Here is a 21,565-nt window from a genome sequence, read left to right as displayed (position 1 = left end):
CTCCTAAATTACTGACGATAACGACACTAATCGCGTATCATCACCAATATTATGCCCGCAAGAATCCCGCTTGCTCCGCTAATAACCATTAAGATACAACATCGTCATGCGCGTAACCGCGATAGATTGCTGTGACTATTCCAGCAATCGAATAAGCTAGCCTTAACCCTCAAGAATGCGCTCACTATATTTTTGTAATCGATTTCAAAACGATTTATACTAGAATTGATATTACAATATTATTCTAAACTTATAACCAGTCCCCCTGAGCAGTTACTCATCGCGAGAACGGTCTTATTTCAACTAATTTATCGGAGGTCTTTTCCATGACAGTAGCAATTCGTTATCAAACTCGCAATGGCAATACACAAGCATTTGCCGAACAAATCGCTAGCGTGGCAGGTGTTCCAGCACAATCCATCGATACACCTGTCGAACAAGCTGACACACTCTTTTTTGGCGGCGGTACTTATTTTATGAAACCCGACAAAACCGCATCTGCTTTTATGAAGAACCTTGATCCGACTAAGATCAAACAAATCGCCCTATTCACAACTTCTGGCGGACCAGAAATGGTTTCAGACAAAGCCCTGACAAAGATTGCCACCGAAAAGGGCATTCCCGTCATCGGCCACTTCCACCAAGTCATGGGTGGCAAAGGAATGAAAATCATCGGCAGTACTGGCGGCAAGCTCAAAGATGAGCAGATTGAACTCGTTAAGGAATTCGCTCAAAAAATGTTAGCTCAATAATGATTTGACGGCGCTCGCGTTGACTGAAAAAGTCAATGCGAGCGCTATTTTTGGATTAGTGCTGAAGACCTAATTAGCCCGTCTAATTTGACGTAGGACGTCAATGCACCGCTGCTGTTTAGCGTTAGGCAAAAAGGACTTCCGCACCGCCAGTTGCATGTAACAGTGTAATTGCTCTTGGGCAGCTAGTGGAATCCCTACAACCTGATCACTTAGCACTACGGAATCCGCAATGACCACCCCATCACCAACGTTTTGAGCAACTAGACCTTCGACTAACGCGTTGGTAGCTGCCTCGTAGACGATTTTAGGCTGTATGTGGCCGCGCTGACAATATTGTTCTAATGCTAACCGTGGTAATGCGTGTTTAGGACGAGCGATGATAGGCACTCCTTGTAAGTCAGTTGCTCGAATCGTTTTTAAGTGACTTAATGGACTATTGACATTGGCCAAGACCTGCATCTGATGTTCCTCTAAGATGCTCACCCGTAAATCCGTGGCACGTTCTGGGACCAAAGTTGAAAAAACCGCTGCGTCTAACTTGCCTTGCCGCAAGTCAACTAACAATTGTTCTGAATCAGCAACGGTCGTTGTGACCTGGTCTAATAAATCAACTGAGATAAATTTTTTTATCACCCGGGGAAGCCAAATACCACCCGCAACATTGGAAAATCCGAGCCGAACTTGCTGCTCATTAGCGTGATGAACTTCCAGTGCCATCTGCGCAACGTCTTTTAAGAGTTGCTTAGACTTAATATACAAGGTCCGCCCCGCTGCCGTCGTTACTAGTTGGGCCCGATGGTTGGCCTGCGTTAGTAATACTGCTTGGTATTCTTCTTCCAATCGTCGTAAAGCTGCAGAAATAGCCGGTTGTGTGACGTGAAACTTGGTCGCCGTGGCCGTGTAATTTCCCGTCTCAACTAATGAACAGAAGTACTTTAAATCGCGTTCATTCACGTCAACGCCCCCATTCAATCTATTTAATACCTAATTTTAACACGAAAGATGCGGCAAATCGTGGTCAGGATCAATCACGACTTACCGCATCTATATTGCTCAGTTAGTCTTACCAAAAGCCTAATAACTTGGTCCACAGCAAGCCCCCACCTAACCAGATGACGTTAAAAATAACCCCAATAATTGCACTCAATCGCCACCACTCCGCACTAGTCACATAGCCTGTACTTGACAATAATGCCGCGGGCCCGGCCGAGTACGGCGTCGTTGACAAGTTGATTGAACCAGCAAATGCCAATAGTAACGCCGCTAAAACATGGGGAACACCGGCACCAATGGCGATGGATAAAAAGCCAGCATATAACGCCGAAATCTGTGTTGAAACACTCGGAAACATGTAATGTAAGTAAAAATAAGCTAAAAACAGGATAATGAGCACGCTAATCCAGTTCATACCATTCAGTAAATGACCTAACGTTTTGGAAAACCATGGGAAAAAGCCTAGTATCATTAGCTTCTTAGACATCATCATGATGATCGATAACCAGACTAAAATATTCCAAGCAAAATGTTCATTGAGCAAATCGTTAGTCGTTAACACGCCCGTAATCAGCAAAATAACAACTGCGATAAAACTTACTTCGGTCGCATCGATGCCAATTTTAGTCCCGATCAACCATAAAACAATCGCTAAAATAAAGGTAATTGACATAATTTTTTCACTAGCTGTCATTTTTCCAAGTGCGGCCAAACGCGTCGTTGCCCAGCGGTGCGCGTCTGGCGTTTGTTTCACCTCAGGGGGATAGACTTTATATAGTACCCATGGAATAATTAGTAGCGATAAAATACCTGGGACACAAGCAGCCATAAACCATTGCATCCAAGTTACCGTGATTCCCTGCATCTTAGCTAAACCAATAGCCACCATGTTGCCAGCTAAACCGGTCAAAAACAAGCCTGATGTAATATTATTAACTTCATATTCATTAAAAACTAGAAATGAGCCTAATTTTCGCTGTGTGCCCTGTTTCGGATCAGATCCCATTTCACGAGAAAGATTATCAATAATGGGATACATAATCCCGTTGACCCGCGCATTATTGCTAGGAATACCAATCGCCAATACGGCATCAACAAAGGATAAGGCGTATGCTAAGCTCAGCGTGCGCTTGCCAAATAAACTGACAAACAGATAGGCGATCCGCTTGCCAAGTCCTGATTTAATAAAACCAGCAGCCATGAACATGCACATGGCAACCATCCACGCCGTCGAATTACCAAAACCAGTAGCGACTTCGTCCATCGTAAAAACACCCGTTAACGTCGCGACAACAATCCCAATCAGCGTGACGGCCATCATCGGTAATGGCTTGGTAATACAAGCAATAATCGTTGCCACAAAAATTGCAAATAAGTGCCACGCCATAATACTAATTGCTACTGGTCGTAGTGGCGTAACTAGCCATAACCCAATTCCAAAAATTAGCGGTAACAGAAAGCCCTTCCATTTTATTTCACTCAACATCTGCACTTCCTCCTAATCTTCATATAATTGTTAAGATTTTCACATATCTTGCCATTAACGGTTGTTTGCCGTTTTTAAATATCACCATAACTTAATTTATAAGTCTGTCAATTTAAATTTAGTTGTAGTTGCTTGAGGTGTCGCAATAAAACCCGTTATATACAGCCTACAGGGACCTGTTTGCGATTAAAAATACCTGAAATTATCATAGCGACTAGTGCCTTTTATCGGACACTTTTATAAATAGAATTTATAAAAAGCTAAAATAAAGTTTGCCACTTGCTTAATTCTCACTAAAGTTTCGACAACCCGTCAAGTTAATCACAGCTTGTTATCCTTGTCACAATAGCATTCTGTTGGCTTCGTTAAAATTAACGGTTGTTTTTTCTAGGTAACTATTTATATTGAAAGCGTAAACAATTCGTATACTTATCCAACTAAAAACTAATAAAGGAATGTTAATTATGAAATATATTGCCTTGATTGGTACGGCGGCACAACAGTCTTACAACCGTGAATTATTACAATTTATGAAGCATCATTTTAGTCAACGGGCTACCATTGACGTTAATGAAATTACAGGGATTCCCCTTTTTAATGAACCAACTCAAAATCATATCCCGGCGACCGTTCAAGCCTTAAATGATAAAATTAGCCAGGCCGATGGGGTGATCATCGGGGTACCCGAATACGATCATGCCATTCCGACCGCACTCAAGAACGTTATTGAATGGCTTTCTTACCAGCTCCACCCCTTTGCTAATAAACCGGTCATGTTAGTTGGTACTTCCCTTGGCGTACAGGGGACGTGTCGTGCTCAAGGTGACTTACGCAATATTCTCAATGCGCCCGGAGTTGATGCTCAGGTACTCCCTGGCAATGAATACATGTTAAGCTACGCTGCTAAAGCCTTTGATCAGAATGGTCAAATGACCGATGCCCCTTCTATCAAGTTCTTGGAACGGTGCTTCGATAACTTTGAAAAATACGTTAAGGCACTCAACGGCACGCCCGCGCTCAATGTGAACTGGCACGGTAACTACGACGTCATCGTTTTAGGCTTTGGTGGTGCCGGTGCTTCAGCGGCTCGTTTTGCTGCTGATAATGGTGCCCACGTACTAGTAGTTGATGCGGCACCATTTGGCCGTGAAGGTGGCAACACCCGCTACTCCGCCCAACACGTCGTTACGGGTGAAAGCTTAGATAAACTAACCGCTTATTATCAAGCACTGGGCGCGCCATTCAGTACCCCTACTAAGACACTCAACGCCTATTTAAGCGGCATGAGTAAAATTCCAGCATATTTTGAAAAATATCTGGGGATTAAAGCCGTTAGTTGGAAACATGATATTAAACCCGGTGATGCCGTTGCCATCAAGAAAACCATGGCGGAATACCCAGAACTAGCCGGAAGTGATACGATTGACTTTGCCCTCGTTCACAAACGTGATAAAGACGCTGCATTATGGAAACTACTCCGGCAAAAAGTCCTTGAACGAGCTGACAATATTGACGTTTGGTTGGACTCACGGGCACAACATTTGATCCAAGATCCTAATACTAAAGTGATCCAAGGGGTCCAAATCAAACGGGGCGAGCGACTGCTTAATATCCATGCCAATAATGGCGTCGTTTTAGCTATGGGTGGTTTTGAAAACAATCCTGAGTTAAAGCAAACCTACTTGCACAGTGATCATCTGACACCACTTGGGACGCTCTATAACCGCGGTGATGGTATCAAAATGGCTCAAGAAGTTGATGCCAAAATGTGGCACATGACCAATTATGAATCTCACGGTATCTTACCTGGAATCACCTTCAAAGAAGACGCCAATGAACGGGGCCGTCAAATTGAACACTGGCCTTTATTAAAAAACGGTAGTATTTTCGTTATCGCTGATGACGGGACACGCTACTTCCAAGAAGACGCTAAGCACCGTCACGGACACGTTTACACACATGGCTCTTGGCTAATCCCAATGAATAATCAGCACCCCTACTTAATTTTTGATCAAACCCAGTACGATGCCTTCAAACAAGAAGAAAGTCAGGCTGGTCAGTTACCGTATCCGAAATTCATGACCAAGCTCGTTTCCGCGCCAACGATTGCACAATTGGCCGCCAAATTGGGAGTTCCTGCTAATAATCTACAACAGACGGTAACTGACTTTAATCACTACACAGAAGTGGGACGTGATTTTGAATTTGGTCGTGATCCGCAAACGATGCGTCAACTGGACGATGGCCCTTACTATGCCATTGCTGCGGCCAATGACGTCCTCAACACGCAAGGGGGGCCACAACGCAATGAAAATGCCCAAATTCTCAACGTCAATGACGAACCTATTCCACGCTTGTTCGGCGCTGGTGAATTAGGCGGTATCGTTGCAAACTGCTATCAAGGTGGTGGTAATTTAGCCGAATGTTTGATCTTTGGTAAGTTAGCCGGTGAAAACGCTGCTCGTCCAAAGGTAGATAGTGAATCTGTCACCGCCAACGAAGCCAACGGAATTAATGACCTTGTTGATGGCGAAACAGCATCTAATGTTAAACTGGCCGCTGATCAATATCTCGGCAGTTCCAATGCCGGGCTAGGTGGCAAAGTTATTGTGCGTGTGACTTACAACGACCATAAAATTCAAGCAGTCGATGTTATTCAACACCATGAAAGTGAAGATGTTGGTTTAACCGCTATCGATCAAATTCCACAAGAAATTGTGGCAGCCAACTCCACTAGCGTTGACGCCGTTTTAGGTGCCTCTGCATCTAGCCGAGCTATTAAAGAAGCGGTCCAAAATGCGCTGAAACAAGTCAAAGATTCAGTCACGAATTAAGCACAATTCAAAGCGAATATGTATTTGAGAACATCACGTAACTCACGAGTTGCGTGATGTTTTAGTGTCCCATGGCGAAAGTTTCACGTGAAACATTTTAGGACTTACGGTATTTGATTTCCAAATATAAGTTATGCAAGGTGCCTATCAAAACAGACACCATCTATTGCCAAAATCAGCAGTATACGTTATACTGTTTATCGCTGTGGCTATAATCGGCCACAATAAGGAGATGATTAATGATGATGGCATCATTATCTGTACGCAAAAGTGCTGCTCGTTAGCGACACTTTTCGACAGAACCTTTCAGAGAAGTGTCTGGTTTGAATCTGAAAGGAATTATATTATGCAACCGACAATTACCACCTATCAATACAGTTATATTACTCAGCAAGTCAATCAGTTAATTAGCGCCGAGCTCGCCGTAAACGATCTTCAAATTAGAGCCGTCGTACGGGCACAAGCTATCGAGCGGATTACGCCACTGCTTCCTAGTGACAATCCAATCACCGCTAATTTCTTGTCCCATTTGCAAACGGACCGGCTAACCCGTGCCAAGGCCCCTCAACTACTTGAAACGCTAATTCCGCTAATTATTCCGTTTCCATCCTTGACGACAAAGCAACTAAGCAAGTTGTTTCGCAAGGTCAAAAAGTTGAAGCAGCCTGTATGGTCACAATTAGCATTACACGAATTGACTTACCTAGGTTGGAATGATGGTGGTAACCAGAAAAAGTATTTAGTAATCCCGGATCATGATCGTCTCATTGGTATCCAGGGAGATTTAGCACCACAAACAGTCAAGGGCGTCTGTGCCATTTGCCAAACAATTGGCAACGTCGCACTCTTTATGTCGACAACCAAGTCATCTGGTCTCGGACCTTACACGCGTAACGGCAATTACATTTGTCGTGACAGCAATCAGTGTAATCGACAATTGACCAACCCGCAGGCTTTAGCTGACTTTTTAGCAGTTGTCCGTCCAAAACGATAATTAAATAAAAATCAGGGCCACCAAGAACAGCTGCAACTGCCGTTCTTGGTGGCCCCTTTCATTAATCTTATTCGGTGACACTAATACAATAAGCGCGTGTTGGCGAATCACTAACTTCAATTCGCAGCAGTTGCGCCCCGTTGTCTCGCAATGTCTTATCAATCTTGGTAAATAAATACTCCGTGACATTTTCAACAGTTGGATTAACAGTTTTAAATTCAGGTAAGTCGTTCAAAAATTTACCTGACAATTCATCCAACGCTTGATGCAAGTTTTTTTCAATATCGTAAAAAGCGACCATCGCATCAACCGTGTGCAATTCACAAACAATTTCCCACGTGTGCGTGTGCTTTTTTCCGGAGCCAGTTGCCCACCGCACCGCATGGCTAGCGTTGACATAGGACTTAATTTTGTACGTTCGTTGTTTAGTCGGCATTGCCCAGCCTCCCCTATCAGGTTCAAGTTACCCTCCATCTTAGATGAAACGGTGTCGGTTGGCAATAGTGTCTGCTGGTAAACAGCTGGTTTTCTGCTGCAAAAGTGAGTCTAAATTAGTTGATAATATGCAAAACTTGCGGCGTAGCAACTCGGTCAGTTCGAAATTGATTTAACGGTTTTTCAGGCTTCTCATAGCCTAAAGCAATCCCCATCGCCACTACTTTATTCGCAGGCATCCCGAGTGCATTTCGTACAATGGCCGGATATTTAACCAATTCATAAGATGGTACTGACTGTACTCCGCGAGCAGTTGCGGCCAACATTAACGTCTGCGAAAAAGCGCCTAAATCATAGATTGACCAACTATTAGGGTTAGCGTCGAGTACGAGATAGGCAATCGCCGGTGCGCGATAAAGATTAGCACGACTATCCCAATAAGTGGTCGGGTCTGAGTCGATCACGGGCCGAAAAGTTCCGACCCAGTGCCCCATATTTTGGCTAGCAAACGCCGAAAAATCACCCCGGTGTACTTTGGCGAGATCAGCGTCTTCCGCAATCCCTTGCTCAGCGGCAGTAGCATAGTGTTGTTTAATATTAGTTAGTGCGTGCCCCGTTGCAATATAGACTTGCCATGGTTGTGAATTGCCCCACGAGGGGGTTTGCTGAGCATCCGTAACAATCATTGTTAATAACTGTGGCTCAATAGGGTCGTCTTTAAAAGCCCGGACTGAATGCCGGGTGTGAACCGCTTTAATTGTTTCCATGAATTTTTAGCTCCTATATTTTAAATAGTGATGAACAAAGAGAATAAATATCATTATAAAAGATAGTACTATCTTTTTCAAGTGAGAAAGCTTGGCTAGCTAAGCGCATCGTCATAAACCAGTAAACTAAAAACGTGGTAATACCGAGCCATTCATGCTCAGTATTACCACGTTTTTAACCAAATTAGGCCCTTGAAGTTACAGTCAACAAGCTATGAACACTGGCCTTAACAAGGCTGTCATAGACCTTATTTTAATGCAATCTGTACCCGTCGTTGAAGATCTGGCACCACGGTCGCTTGGAACCATGGATTCTTCTTTTGCCAGCCATAATTTAGGGGCGATGGATGCACTAATGGGAAATAATCAGGCAAGTAATCCTGATAATTTTGAACCGTTGCAGTCAACGTCTTTTGCCGTGAACGTCCTAAATAAGCCTTAATTGCATATTGGCCCACAAGTAACGTCAGTTGAACGTTAGGCATCATTGCTAGCAGCGGTTCATGCCATTTATCCATGAAGCCCTTGCGCGGTGGCAAGTCACCGCTTTTGCCTTTACCAGGATAGTAGAAATCTAGTGGCATAACTGCAATGCGGTCACTTTGATAGAATTGCTCCCGCGTCACGCCCATCCAATCTCGAAGTCGGTCGCCGCTCGCATCATTGAAATACGTCTTGGTATTTTGGGCAATACGTCCCGGCGCCTGACTAATCACTAAAATAGTGGCTGTCGGTAACACATGAAATAATGGGTCCCACCCCTTCGCCGTATATTCAGCGTTATCGGGATCAGCCTTGATAGCTTCAGTAATTTCTTTGATTGTTGTGATATAGATGCACCTGCGATTCGTTTTTAGTTTTAGTGACGATACTTTTCCCATGCCTGTTTGATTAAGCTCAGAATATATTCAATCTGAGTATCATCTTTTATAATTACTTCATAATCTCCATTTCCCCAATGGCCGATACTGCTAACATCTCTCAATAAATTATTGGGATCGTTTAGTTCTCCTTTTGATAAGTTAATCCAAATTTTTAACTGGCTTTTTTGCGGTAACAAATCAACCACATTATGATGTTTAATACGTAGTCCGATGTAAACTTTGGTCGGTTTAACTTCAAATTCTGAATCCCACAGCAAAATGGCGGCTTTAAGCTCATCATACAAGTCACAAATATTAGCAGTAGCTTTATCTAGGAACATTTCCTCAGTATAGGGCTTCAAATCACTTACCTGATCAACATCCGCTGCTTTCGAGATTACTTTGGATTGTGACGATAACGCACTAACCTTATTGGCAAAACGACTATTTTCACTATTATTCATAATTTGAAGCAGAGTCAAATAGCCATTCTCAGTTTTCCTAGCCTCATATAACTCAATTGGCAAATTGGGGTTATCGATAGCATCTTTTTGATAATTAGTATAACTACCAGCGATAAAAACAACCCGTGTTTGTGTCCAGTCAAAGTCAGCCACTCGCGCCCGTGCACCAAGCTTTTCATTGTAGGCTAACGTAAAATCGGCTTTATGTTGCAAAAGTGTGTTTAAATAGGCAGTGCCCTGATCAACTACGCTATCCTTAGACGTTCGTTTATATTCAATGATTACGAAAGCTCGAACCTCACTATCATACGCCACTGTATCCAACCGATAATGACCTACTGTAAATTCACTGACAATAAATTGAATCCCTAAAACTAATTCTAAATTATTTTCAATCAAATCTTGTAATTCACGCTCAATATTAAAACTTGAGACCCTAACCTTATTTAAACTATTTTTACTTTGATTTATTTTGTAGAGATCCATATTAACTCCTAATCAATGTTCATACTTATACTAGTATTTTACATCAATTAGTCATAGACACGAAGAAAAGTCCTAACCATGTTATTGCCCTAGATTAAACACGACTTCATAGTCCCAACATTCGCTTCAGCAGCTTTTCATTACGTTTATTATGGATCGGCACCATTAAGCGCGTAGTATATTTTGCCAAAACACCTTGCTTATACACAGATTTTTGATTACTAAACGTCTCAAAGCCCGTCTTACCGCCTTTATAGCGTCCCATTCCAGAATAACCCACACCACCGAAACCCATTGAATGCGAACCCGCATGCAAGGATAACTCATTAATATCTACTCCACCAGATGATGTCTGCGAAATAATTTGATTCAAATGCCTTGAACTCCTACCAAATAAGTACATGGCTAACGGCTTTTCATGAGAGTTAATAAAAGCGATGGCTTCATCAAGTGAATCATACGTAAAAATCGATAAAATAGGTCCAAAAATTTCATTTCTGGCAATCTGTAAATCTCGATCAGGATTAATCGCCAACGTTAATGGAATTAGCCGTCTTTTCACGTCCGGAACCAATTCATTATTTGGATTAATCGTTATCAGCCTAGTTCCCCGTTGCCGAGCTTCAGTAAGCATTCTCAAAATCCGATCGTAAGAACGATCGTTGATAATGGCAGAATATTCAGAATTATTAATGTAAGTTGGAAATGCTTGCGCAAGTTGTGCAGTGATTAAGCGCACGTATTCATCCAACTGGTCAGTGGGAAGTAACACATAATCGGTGTCCAAACAAATCTGACCACTATTACCAGAACGACTACGCGCAATCTTGGCAGCTGTCATTTGCTTGTTAGCATCTGGTAAAACAACGGCTGGATTTTTACCACCCAGTTCTAAAACAACCGGTGTTAAATTAGGAGCCGCCGCCGATAATACCTTCTTACCAGTTTCAGAGCCACCTGTAAAAACTAGTTTGTCCCAATCCAGTGCTGAAAACTGAGCCGCAATATCAGCTTCTCCTGTCACTACTGCAAAGTTCTTTTCATTTAAATACTGTTGTGACAATTTCTGGACCAGTGCCGCTGTCTTAGGGGTATACTCAGAGATCTTTACCATCACTCGATTCCCCGCTGCAATCGCTTCTACCGCTGGATCTAGCGCAAGATCGATTGGTGCATTAAACGGCGACATGATACCAACTACACCCAATGGTTCATTATAAACATACTGTTTAGTTCCAGTTAATGCCATCAAACCCGACCGTTGCTTAGCTGGTAGTATCCATTTACGAAGATGCTTCTTAATATATGCAATCGTCGCTAGTGGTCCGGTTAAATCAGCACTTACAATTTGTAGCGGATCACGCTGCCCAAAATCTGCTTGAAGTGCCGTGATTAATTCTGAAATATTATCCCGAATCAATGCCTCAATCTGATTTAAAACAGTCACACGCTCTTCATAGGTCATTGGTTGCGCACGGTCATACTGTGTCTTTTGCAAGTTAAAAATTTGGTGCATCTCATTAATTGTAGTCATCATAGCTCTCCTTTTTAATCGAACAATCGTTTAATTATAGACAAAAAAATATCATGTTCTGATATTTTATTTTTTCAATAGTGCATTCATACACATCACAACCACTTGATCGATCATAATTGTCTTATTATCAATTTGACGTGTTTTTAAGGCTTTAACAAACAAAACAATTGGTGCATAAACAAAACCTAAAATAACTGCTGGTGAAGAAATGACAAATTCAGGTGTATGTTTGACTGCTTCAAAAAGTTGCTCGAAACCTTGATAGGATTCCTCCTTTTTGATTTTTAAGCTATCAAGAATGGGCGAATTATTGAATTGTTCAATAATCATTAATGCTTCGTAATATTGCATGCCGAAATCGTATAACGCATACATAAACTGTTGGACAAACTTAACTGAGTTATTGGGTTTGGTATTGATATTTTGACTTAAAAATGCTGCCAACTGTCGCTTTTTAGCAAGGTAGACCTGTTTTAGAAGATCCTCTTTATCTGAAAAATAAACGTAAATAGTTGACGAAGAAATACCACTCGCTTTGGCAATTTTGGACATCGAAACATCCGCAATTCCCTCTTTTAGAATAATACGACTTACTTCATCGATAATACTCTTCTCTTTGTCTAAATCTTTTTCCCGCATATTTGGCACCCTCTTTTAATCGATTGAACGTTCGATTAATAATATAAAACTATCCCTAATAAATGTCAATTAAAATTATTAGAAATTTTATGGATGTGGCACCTGTACGCAAAAAATCACTAGCTATATATACCTGAGAATCTACAATCAGCATCTTGGGGATTGGGTATACTCAAAAACGGCAAGCCTTTTTGAGGAGCACCTGCCGCTTACTTTGCTATTATCAATCAATTGAGTATAGTGATAACCAGGCTATTTCAATCTAGCCTTAATATCAGCATCTGAAAAATCGTTGCTACCGTCCTTTTTTATTTCGCCATTATTTAATGGTAATTGCATATCTATATACTGCTTACACTTTAGTAAGGTAACTGTAATTCTTTGCAGCCTTATCTAAACTGTTATAAATACGACCATCAAAAACAGATTAGAATTCCTATTCACCTAATAAATCCGTAACTATTGAAAAACAAATTTTAGCATCACTTATGGTACGGACTTCCCACATTAATCATAAACGCCCGATAAACCTGCTCCGACAGCACTAACCGCATTAATTGGTGAGGTAACGTGAAACGCCCAAACGAAATCTGAGTATCCGCGCGCTTCAGCACTTCCGGTGATAATCCCAGCGAACCACCGATTACGAAATCAATATCACTGTGACCATACGTCGTTAGTTTATCAATTTCCGCCGCAAATTCTTCACTCGAGCGTTCTTTGCCCAAAATTGCTAGCGCGTATACGTAATCGCGATCCTTGATCTTTTCTAGGATCCGTTGGCCTTCTTTGGCCTTCACATTTTCCATCTCTGCGTTACTTAATGACTCTGGAGCCTTTTCATCTGGCACTTCAACAATCTGGAATTTTGCAAATTTACTCATTCTTTTCGCATATTCCGCAATCCCCTGTTTGAAGTATTTCTCTTTTAATTTCCCGACACAGATAATTTTGATGTTCATAATTGACCGCCTTTACACAAGTTATTAACATAGTTATCCACAGGTGCATAACTCAATAATCAATATATTGTGTTGAACACCAGTTCGCCACAATATTTATTTAGCCTCGTTTTGTCAAGACCTTTCCGACTTATCCACAGTTTTGCACAGCAACACTTGTTCGTGGATTCCGGTTACAAATCCTATTATATCAAGAACCGAGGCCTATTAAAATAACTTTTTAAAATTAAATCCACAGGACAGTCCGGCGCCTGTGGATAACTTTTAAACAAGCTTCAACCCCATGGTTCCGGCTGTTCATAAATTTCGACTAACGCGACTAAAATTTATCACCAAAGTTGTCCACACTTTTGCACACCATCAAATTCGACAATAAATGCTTTCTGCTATTTCAACCAGTTTGTTCGGCTTTTGTCGCAACCATTGCCAGCTTTCGCAAATTTAGTCGATTATTGAAAATCGATTCTTCGTTTTTTCATAATTTCGGCTACTAACCTAAAAAAACGCCCCCGACTGCTTTATCCAGTCAGGGACGTTTATGAAATTCTCATTTATTAGTTACTTTGTTTAGTTAACGTTTTGGTAGTTTCCGTCAACTTCATGTTGGCTGTCTTGAGTTTTCCGTTATGGTAGTATTTCACCGTCACGGTATCATTAACCGAATGGGCATACAGGGCACTCCGTAACGTGGCTAAGCTGGTCACTTTCTTGCCACCTAGCTCCGTAATCACATCGTACTTCGTTAACCCAGCAGCTTTAGCCGGTGAACCTGAGTACGTCTTCATGATGACGACACCCTTCGTCACACTGGTTGGTAACTTAAGAACAGACTTCTGATCACTAGAAGAAATATTGGATAGGTCATAGGTTGCAACCCCTAAAGCCGGCCGAACGACTTCACCCTTTTGAACCAATTCATTGATGATCTTCACAACTTCATTACTTGGAATTGCAAAGCCCATCCCTTCGACACTAGTCCCAGAATTATCTGAGGCCAACTTCATCGAGTTGATCCCGATAACTTGTCCAGCAATGTTGAACAACGGACCACCAGAGTTTCCAGAGTTAATTGCCGTATCTGTTTGGATAACCGTCGCGTACCCCGTCGTTTGACCAGATGTATTCGTCGTCGCCACGGTCCGCTTCTTCGCTGAAATGATTCCTTGCGTCAAGGTCGTTGCGTAATTAGAGCCCATCGGTGACCCAATGGCTAAGGCCGTTTCACCAACCTTGATATTATCTGAGTTACCAAAGCTAGCCGTCTTCGTTACTTTAGAAGAATTGATTTTCAGAACGGCCAAGTCAGTCACAGAATCGGTTCCGACAATTTTAGCTGACAACTTAGTCCCATCACTCATAATCACTCGAATGGCACTTGAACCACTCACCACGTGATTATTCGTTACAATATAAGCCGCGTCACCGCTCTTCTTATAGATCAACCCAGAACCTTCACTGTACTCTTCCAGCTTACTAGAGCTAGAATCTGAACTGGATGAACTATCACTGCCAGACGAGTCATCGCCACCCAAAATACCACTCCAACTGCTTGAAGAGCTCTTCTTTTGGAGATTAATGACCGATACAACGGCCGCCTTGTTATTTTCAAACACCTTGGTCGCCTGTGAACTGACATTGACCTTAACGTTCGTCGTTGACGTTGACCCCGATTTATTAGAACCAGTTGGTACACTGGTCGATGACGTTGCGATGTTATTGTTTTGGAAATAATTAATACCGCCGTAAGCAACACCACCACCGATTAAACCAGCTACTAGTGCGGTTACTGCGACTTTGATTAATGATTTATTAGCCATAATTGCGCGTCGAAACGCGATCCCTCCCTACTAATGCTTATTTTAAGTTTATTTTAGCGAAAAAGTGTGATTTTTTTATGACTGAAGCGTTGTGAAACATTAAAGCTAACCTATAACGTAATTAACTTAGTCGCTTGTTCTGGCTCCGTATCGTACAATTGAAAATCATGCTCAACGCCAAAATCTCGTTCCGTCATCATGGAAGCAACCGTTAAATGCGCCAAGGACTTCAAGTTATTATCCTGACTACGATGCCCTAAGTAAATCCGCTTGGTATGCCGGCCAATCACATCCATCAAGGCGTTCGCACCATCTTCATTCGATAAATGGCCCTCATCACCAATAATTCGCTGCTTTAATGGCCATGGATACCGACCCATCCGCAACATTTCTAAGTCATGATTACATTCAAATAAATAGCCGTCAGCGTCTTTGATTACACCTTCAACGTGCTCTGAAACGTAGCCCGTATCCGTAATGATGACAAACGATTTTCCGGCATGATGTAGTTCATAAAATTGTGGCTCGGCCGCATCATGTGACACACTAAATGATTCCACGTCGAGATCACCTAGTCCAAGCGTCGTGTTCGGGTCAAAGACATGACATAATTCGGCAGGAACGTTGCCGATTTTATGCGCCATTGCGTCCCAGGTCCCCTGATTAGCATAAACATCCATACCATACTTCCGCGCTAAAATCCCCGCAGAATGGCAGTGATCAGTGTGTTCATGGCTAATAAATAAACTATCGACTTCATTAATATCACGATCGATCGACGCCATTAAATTAGCAATTTTTTTGCCACTTAGCCCCGCATCAACCAATACTTTGTGCTCTGGCGTTTCGATGTATGTCACGTTACCCGTACTACCCGATGCCAGAATGCTTACTTTCATATCATCCGTTGCTAATTTTAATACCATTATTTAGGCTCTTCCTATCTCTGAAATCCATTACTATCTTCATATGATACACGCTTTTAGCGGGGTTGAAAAGCAAGCCACCTGCAAGTGCTCAAACTTAACGTCCACGACTATCGCCATCACGCGGTTAGTCTAGTTTACTGTCGTGTATGCGCACACTAGTTTACCGGCCATTAAACTCACACGAAACCGCGAACATCAACGCTGAGCAATCCACGCTACGTCATGCCACCTCGACATTGGCGTATCACAACTAGTCAAAAATCTAGTCACCAAAAAACGGGCCTGTTAGGAAAAACACCCTTCTTCACAGCACCCGTTATTCGACAACGACACCTAGTCGTTAAACTGGTTTTCACTAATCAATTGCATTCCACATCATTCCGACCGTCGCATCTAAACTACTCGTATCACTAGCCGTACTACCGTTCTTCATTGAAGAACCAGTAAAGGCATTGATACGGTGCAGTGTAACGTTAGAACTATTCTTACCCCGGACCGCAAAGATCCACGTTGGGACGTAAACACTACTATCCTTCAATTTCAATAACCGAGAATACCCAAGCTTTGCCCAAACGATCCGGGAACTACTTGCCACCTGATTATATTGATACAACGCAACCAGGGCCTTTTTTTCACTGATCGTAACAGCCTTTTCGCGTAAAGTTTTGACGTGATTGACGTACGTCTGAGTATAACTTGTCAGCTGCTTGTTTTTATTAACAAATAGGTGGACTTGCCCAGCGCCAGTCATGATCTCGCCATCCGCAACCTTTTGAACAAAAACGTAATCGCCGTTAGACGACAAATCCGCATCATAGACGTACTCGGTTCCATGGATTACATTGGTCCGCTGACTCATAAACGTCGTCAAGTCCGCTTTAGGATTGCGGGTATCGATAGTGGTGGTTGCCCGTAGTGTGCTCACGAGCTTACCGCCGCTTTGCACCCGGGCTGTCTGTTCAGTTAACTGACTCAACAATTGTTTGAGACCACTCTCGTTACTGCCCGCAATATAGTAACCCGTCCCTTCGCTCGTGTCCGGGTTTTTAAAGCTAATATTATCTGCGCGCATTTCACGAATTATCGTGGTCGCCGTATCACCAGTCGTTTGTGTCAACTTAGAGCTCGTTTGCACGAACATAAAACCCAAGAAGATATCTAGAACAACAAATGCTAGTAGGAAAATCCACTCAATTCTCCGAAAATTCATGCGGCCACCTCCTAAGATCCACTTAACATCGACGTATATGTCCGCCAAGTGCCATTATAGTAGACATAATACGTCGGCGTCAGGTCGATCACGAGTTTGGACGACTTGTTCTGTGACCATTCGTAGCCAAGTTCAATACTGCCAATTTTACTGTCTTTATAACCAGCGGCCTTCAGACGTTTTAACACACTTGTCGAACTCGGTAAGGTCACCGCTTGCTTCTGACCAGTAGTTGGTACTGGCACCTGCAAACTGTACAGTGAGAAGTAGTAACGGTCTAACCCGTTAGAAGTGAGCTGAATCCGGACATCGCCATTTTCGGTCTGATTAAAGATCGGGAACCCTTCAACATAGCTTCGGTAAATGACACTATTACTCGTTGCGTCAAAACCGTAGTAGCGGATATTATCCATTGGGACACCGAGACTAGTTAACAAATTGAAGCTCTTCTTTAGCTGATTAGTCAGTGATAGGTTCCGCGTGGTTCCTGAATCACTATAATCTTCGAAATACACTGTTCCTAGCTTAGAATCCACCGTCATGCGCTTGTAACTACCCGTTGTATACTCCTGTTTACCACTGCGATTATGCACTGAAACGGTCGAATTACCATCCGCATCTAGTAATCGGTTGGCAATCTCACTCGCAGCCGCTTTACTCATCAAGTAGCTATAATGTTGCATCGTAACTTGCTTTGGATAATCAATATACGTTGTATTATCCTCATAGGTCATCTTGACAGCAATCCGTTTGACCTTGTCGACTGCCAAAACTTTTTTCAACGACGACAGAGATTTTTTCTTCAACCGAACACTATAAATCTCATGATGGTCATCATTCAAAAAGTAGATGTGATTCGTATCATTGACTGGAATCACGATCCGACTAAATTCCGAGGAGCGAAAATTACTGAGATGTTGCTTGAAGACCGTATTAAACATACTGACAGTAATACTGTCAGGAAAGTTCAATACGTACGAATCAGTTCCATTTAAGAGCGCACGGTAGCTTTTTGCCGACGTAATGCGAACTTTAGAGATACTCCGCGCATCCCATTTGCGTAACTGCTCACTAAATTGACTGACTAAGCTGACATTTTTATTAATCAGCAGGGATTGGCCACCCTGACTGTTAGTGTGAATTAATTGTGTCGGTAAATAAATATCATCGATTGTCCGAGTTGTCAACGAAGAGTTCGATGACGTCGTACTAACCTTGCTTTCATGCTCATAGCGTGACGGATTCAACCAGATATACATGGATAAAACCACGCTCAATAAGATCAGAATCGTCAATAAAATGGGTAAGATAAAGCGTCTAAGCTTGTGAGTCGTCATCCCAAAGGTCCTCCTCCTCATAAGGTTCGTATGGCAGGGAGATATAGAACGTAGACCCCTTACCTTCAACACTATCAACCCAAATACGACCGCCGAGCATCTGAACAACTTCTTTTGAAATCGCCAAACCGAGGCCCGTCCCACCTTGGGCCCGTGACCGCGCCTTGTCGACTCGGAAGAATCGGTCAAAGACGTGTCCTAAGTCGGCCCGTGGGATACCCAAGCCCTGATCACTAATACTAATGATCACTTGGTTATGCGTCTCTAACAGGCGACAAGTCACGACACCGCCATCAGGTGAATACTTGATCGCATTATTCATAATGTTATCCAATACTTGAGTGAATTTATCGGTATCAATTTCAACCCACAGATCACGCTTGGTAAACTCGCGCTTAATAGTGTAATACTTAGCTGGATTATCATCCTTCTTTAAGATCATATCAAACCGATCAAGCACGTAATTGAACATCTCATTAATATTGACCAATTCCATATCGACCCGGGTGGTCCCTGAGTCCATCCGTGATAGACTTAAGAGTTCATTGATCATTCGAATCATACGATCGGTTTCTTCTTGAGTGACCTTCAAAAATCCTGGGGCCACTTCAGGATCCTTCCACGCTCCATCACTCAGTGCTTCAATATAACTCCGCAAACTAGTCAGTGGTGTCCGTAATTCATGAGACACGTTCGAAACAAATTGTTTCCGGTCATTATCAATCTTTTGTTGTTCCGTGACATCGTGGAGCACACAGACTAACCCACTAATAAACCCAGACTCCCGTTGAATTAACGAGAAGTAGGCATTCAAGATTAGGTCACGCTCGTTCGAAGAAAAATCAAGCATCAATTCATCTTGATTTTCAATCAAATCACGCAATGAATAATCATCACGGATTTTCAAAATATCTAAAATCGAGTTACCGATTGCCTTTTCGGCCGTAACATCCATAAAGTCCGAGGCTGTTTCATTGATGATGGTAATATTACCCCGGCGATCAGTGGCAATCACGCCATCACTCATGTGTGAGAGCACACTATCCAACCGGCGCCGCTCAGCTTCTGTCGACTCTTGCGATTCTTCCACTCGAATCGACAAGTTATTAATGGCTTTAGCCAACTGGCCCAACTCATCATCGCTATAAACTCGGACTTGCCCCGCATAATCACCACGGGCAATTCGTTGCGTCTGCTGCTTCATTTCTTCGATTGGACGAGTTATTGCCCGGGCAATAATGATTGCAATTCCCAGTCCCAAGACCATCGCAGCAAGTGACGCAATCACAAAGATTCCCATAATGTTGTTAATCGTACTGTAGACAGACTTCATATTTGCCCGTACATACAGTACCCCAACTAACTGACTGCTATTACCCGCTGAATTGGAGCTATATAGCGGCACGATTGAAACGTAGTAGCGTCCATTATTCTGAGTGTCATAGGTACTTTTAGTGTAAGTTCGATTATTATAGATCGCATTCTTGACGTTTCGATCGGTCGTTTTTTGTCCAACTACTGACTGATCATTAACATCACTCGTCCCACGAATTGTTCCTTTGCTGTCAACAACTTGGATTTCATCAACATTCGTATTGTTGTAGTTCGACAAAATCGTCTTGATTTGGCCGTTGGCCTTGCGCGTACTGCTGACGGTCAATTGTTCGGACAACGAATTATCAATATAAGTTGGAATTTGCACCGACTGTTTAAAATCCTGGATGTTCTTTGATTCCAACTGTTTCACAAAGATTGCACCCACGATTTCCAACGTAATCAATAATAGAAGGGCAAACACGAGCGCAATTTTGAAATTAATTGTTTTAAAAAAATTTTTCCGTTTAAATCTCAACACGGTTTAGCAACCTCTACTCATTTTCAGGATTGCGGAGATAGTAACCCACGCCCCGCCGCGTCACCAGCCATTTTGGATGACTCGGGTTATCTTCAACTTTTTCACGTAACCGCCGCACGGTCACATCAACTGTCCGGACATCACCAAAGTAATCATAGCCCCAGACCGTCTGCAACAAGTGTTCCCGCGTCATGACTTGGCCGATATGTTGGGCTAAGTAATGTAACAGTTCAAATTCACGGTGCGTTAATTCGATGTTTTCACCGCGTTTGGAAACCATATAAGCTTCTGGATGAATCACCAGATCGCCAATTTCAATGTCTGAATTTTCTTCAACTTCAGCTGGTTGAGCACTTGGTGCACCTTGCCGCCGTAGATTTGCTTTGACTCGAGCCACGAGTTCCCGGTTTGAGAACGGTTTGGTCACATAGTCGTCCGCGCCCAGTTCCAAGCCCAACACCTTGTCTAATTCAGAGTCCTTTGCCGTTACCATGATAATTGGCATATCATAGTTCTTCCGTACTTGTCGAGCAACTTCCAAGCCATCCATCTTAGGCAACATCAAATCTAACAAAATCAAATCAGGGTGGACTTCATCCACTTTTTGTAAGGCTTCCTCTCCGTCAGCTGCAACGTGAACTTCATAGCCTTCTTTGGTCAGATTAAATTTCATGATATCAGAGATGGGCTTTTCATCATCAACTACTAAGATTTTTTTCATAACGATTCTTCCTCCTTAGGGGAAAACAGGTTTACATTTCAATTTTTAGGGTAATTCGCGATATATTACGAGAAAACAGGTCCTTTCTCGTGTCAGGGTTGGTTGAAACTAAATTCAACACTGGTTTTAGTATATCACAAATGTAGTTGGCTTTCTTTGATTGCTAATCCGCGTGGCCGTAGTATTTCCCGGGAAATCATTTGCCAGTTCAAGCAATCGTTTTCACCAATTAATTACTCAAAAAAACACTTTTTTCGAAAAAACTTTCGAAATAGTGTTGTCAGAACTCAAAATTCATGATATTATATTTTTTGTTGAGTTATGGGCAGTTAGCTCAGCTGGCAGAGCAACGGACTCTTAATCCGTGGGTCCAGGGTTCGATCCCCTGACTGCCCATCATAAACCATTAACCAGTTTTCATGCAGTGTCATAAACACCGTGATTACTGGTTTTTTTGTACCTTCAGCGCAAATAATATTGT

18 protein-coding genes and 1 tRNA gene are annotated in these 21,565 nt (G+C 42.4%); 4 read left to right on the top strand and 15 right to left on the bottom strand.

All coding sequences use genetic code 11. The features are described 5' to 3' along the window. The first annotated feature begins 326 nt into the window (after window positions 1–326). Entirely contained in the window at window positions 327–752 is a 426-nt protein-coding gene (locus MMY95_RS05780) for a flavodoxin domain-containing protein (RefSeq protein WP_003641671.1), read from the top strand. Window positions 753–821: 69 nt separating this feature from the next. On the opposite strand, the gene MMY95_RS05775 is transcribed toward MMY95_RS05780, so the two are convergent. Together MMY95_RS05775 and MMY95_RS05770 are read right to left on the bottom strand one after the other, a co-directional pair. Then, a complete protein-coding gene (locus MMY95_RS05775) occupies window positions 822–1,709 on the bottom strand; it encodes a LysR family transcriptional regulator (protein ID WP_241277539.1) in 888 nt (295 codons plus the stop codon). 109 nt (window positions 1,710–1,818) lie between these two features. Then, a complete protein-coding gene (locus MMY95_RS05770; protein ID WP_241277538.1) occupies window positions 1,819–3,234 on the bottom strand; it encodes a DASS family sodium-coupled anion symporter in 1,416 nt (471 codons plus the stop codon). 464 nt (window positions 3,235–3,698) lie between these two features. Between MMY95_RS05770 and MMY95_RS05765 the strand changes: the two genes are divergently transcribed. Together MMY95_RS05765 and MMY95_RS05760 are read left to right on the top strand one after the other, a co-directional pair. Beyond that, window positions 3,699–6,068 (top strand): FAD-binding protein, encoded by a 2,370-nt coding sequence (locus MMY95_RS05765; protein ID WP_241277537.1) that lies wholly within the window; start codon window positions 3,699–3,701, stop codon window positions 6,066–6,068. A 346-nt stretch (window positions 6,069–6,414) separates the two neighbouring features. Continuing rightward, window positions 6,415–7,062: an elongation factor G-binding protein gene (locus tag MMY95_RS05760; RefSeq protein ID WP_003646168.1), complete on the top strand. Its 648-nt coding sequence runs from the start codon at window positions 6,415–6,417 to the stop codon at window positions 7,060–7,062. Window positions 7,063–7,129: 67 nt separating this feature from the next. Here MMY95_RS05760 and MMY95_RS05755 read toward each other — a convergent pair whose 3' ends face one another. The 13 genes from MMY95_RS05755 to yycF form a co-directional block, all read right to left on the bottom strand. Then, window positions 7,130–7,498, bottom strand: a complete 369-nt coding sequence (locus tag MMY95_RS05755; protein WP_003646169.1) for a 6-carboxytetrahydropterin synthase — start codon at window positions 7,496–7,498, stop codon at window positions 7,130–7,132. A 115-nt stretch (window positions 7,499–7,613) separates the two neighbouring features. Then, on the bottom strand, window positions 7,614–8,264 hold the full coding sequence (locus tag MMY95_RS05750; protein WP_241277536.1) for a nitroreductase: 651 nt from the start codon (window positions 8,262–8,264) through the stop codon (window positions 7,614–7,616). Between the two features lie 248 nt (window positions 8,265–8,512). Further along, window positions 8,513–9,145 (bottom strand): uracil-DNA glycosylase family protein, encoded by a 633-nt coding sequence (locus MMY95_RS05745; RefSeq protein WP_003646171.1) that lies wholly within the window; start codon window positions 9,143–9,145, stop codon window positions 8,513–8,515. Beyond that, complete coding sequence (locus tag MMY95_RS05740; protein ID WP_003646172.1) at window positions 9,124–10,077, bottom strand: DUF5655 domain-containing protein; 954 nt, start codon at window positions 10,075–10,077, stop codon at window positions 9,124–9,126. The genes MMY95_RS05745 and MMY95_RS05740 overlap by 22 nt, the downstream gene beginning before the upstream one ends. A 106-nt stretch (window positions 10,078–10,183) precedes the next feature. Then, on the bottom strand, window positions 10,184–11,611 hold the full coding sequence (locus tag MMY95_RS05735; RefSeq protein ID WP_003646173.1) for a coniferyl aldehyde dehydrogenase: 1,428 nt from the start codon (window positions 11,609–11,611) through the stop codon (window positions 10,184–10,186). A gap of 66 nt (window positions 11,612–11,677) precedes the next feature. Next, on the bottom strand, window positions 11,678–12,253 hold the full coding sequence (locus tag MMY95_RS05730; protein ID WP_003641662.1) for a TetR/AcrR family transcriptional regulator: 576 nt from the start codon (window positions 12,251–12,253) through the stop codon (window positions 11,678–11,680). 482 nt (window positions 12,254–12,735) lie between these two features. Further along, window positions 12,736–13,215 (bottom strand): 23S rRNA (pseudouridine(1915)-N(3))-methyltransferase RlmH, encoded by a 480-nt coding sequence (gene rlmH, locus MMY95_RS05725; protein WP_003643636.1) that lies wholly within the window; start codon window positions 13,213–13,215, stop codon window positions 12,736–12,738. Window positions 13,216–13,769: 554 nt separating this feature from the next. Next, window positions 13,770–15,032, bottom strand: a complete 1,263-nt coding sequence (locus MMY95_RS05720) for a trypsin-like peptidase domain-containing protein (RefSeq protein ID WP_003641660.1) — start codon at window positions 15,030–15,032, stop codon at window positions 13,770–13,772. A 110-nt stretch (window positions 15,033–15,142) separates the two neighbouring features. Beyond that, window positions 15,143–15,958 carry an MBL fold metallo-hydrolase gene (locus MMY95_RS05715; RefSeq protein WP_003641659.1) on the bottom strand — a complete coding sequence of 272 codons (816 nt, stop codon included), beginning with the start codon at window positions 15,956–15,958 and terminating at the stop codon, window positions 15,143–15,145. A 358-nt stretch (window positions 15,959–16,316) separates the two neighbouring features. Further along, window positions 16,317–17,171 carry a two-component system regulatory protein YycI gene (locus tag MMY95_RS05710; RefSeq protein ID WP_241277535.1) on the bottom strand — a complete coding sequence of 285 codons (855 nt, stop codon included), beginning with the start codon at window positions 17,169–17,171 and terminating at the stop codon, window positions 16,317–16,319. Window positions 17,172–17,182: 11 nt separating this feature from the next. Further along, the gene (gene yycH, locus MMY95_RS05705; RefSeq protein WP_003646176.1) at window positions 17,183–18,508 is read right to left on the bottom strand and encodes a two-component system activity regulator YycH; all 1,326 of its coding nucleotides are present in this window, start codon (window positions 18,506–18,508) and stop codon (window positions 17,183–17,185) included. Further along, complete coding sequence (gene walK, locus MMY95_RS05700) at window positions 18,489–20,363, bottom strand: cell wall metabolism sensor histidine kinase WalK (protein ID WP_003641656.1); 1,875 nt, start codon at window positions 20,361–20,363, stop codon at window positions 18,489–18,491. Before walK ends, yycH begins: the two co-directional genes overlap by 20 nt. A 13-nt stretch (window positions 20,364–20,376) precedes the next feature. Next, entirely contained in the window at window positions 20,377–21,084 is a 708-nt protein-coding gene (yycF, locus tag MMY95_RS05695) for a response regulator YycF (RefSeq protein WP_003637294.1), read from the bottom strand. A 323-nt stretch (window positions 21,085–21,407) separates the two neighbouring features. Here yycF and MMY95_RS05690 point away from each other — a divergent pair. Then, a tRNA-Lys gene (locus tag MMY95_RS05690) sits at window positions 21,408–21,480 on the top strand. The last annotated feature ends 85 nt before the right edge of the window (window positions 21,481–21,565 follow it).

Source organism: Lactiplantibacillus sp. ME-2 (assembly GCF_022549155.1).
GTDB classification, from domain to species: domain Bacteria; phylum Bacillota; class Bacilli; order Lactobacillales; family Lactobacillaceae; genus Lactiplantibacillus; species Lactiplantibacillus plantarum.
The sequence above is the reverse complement of the archived record's forward strand: the minus strand, read 5'-3'. Positions and strand labels throughout refer to the sequence as shown.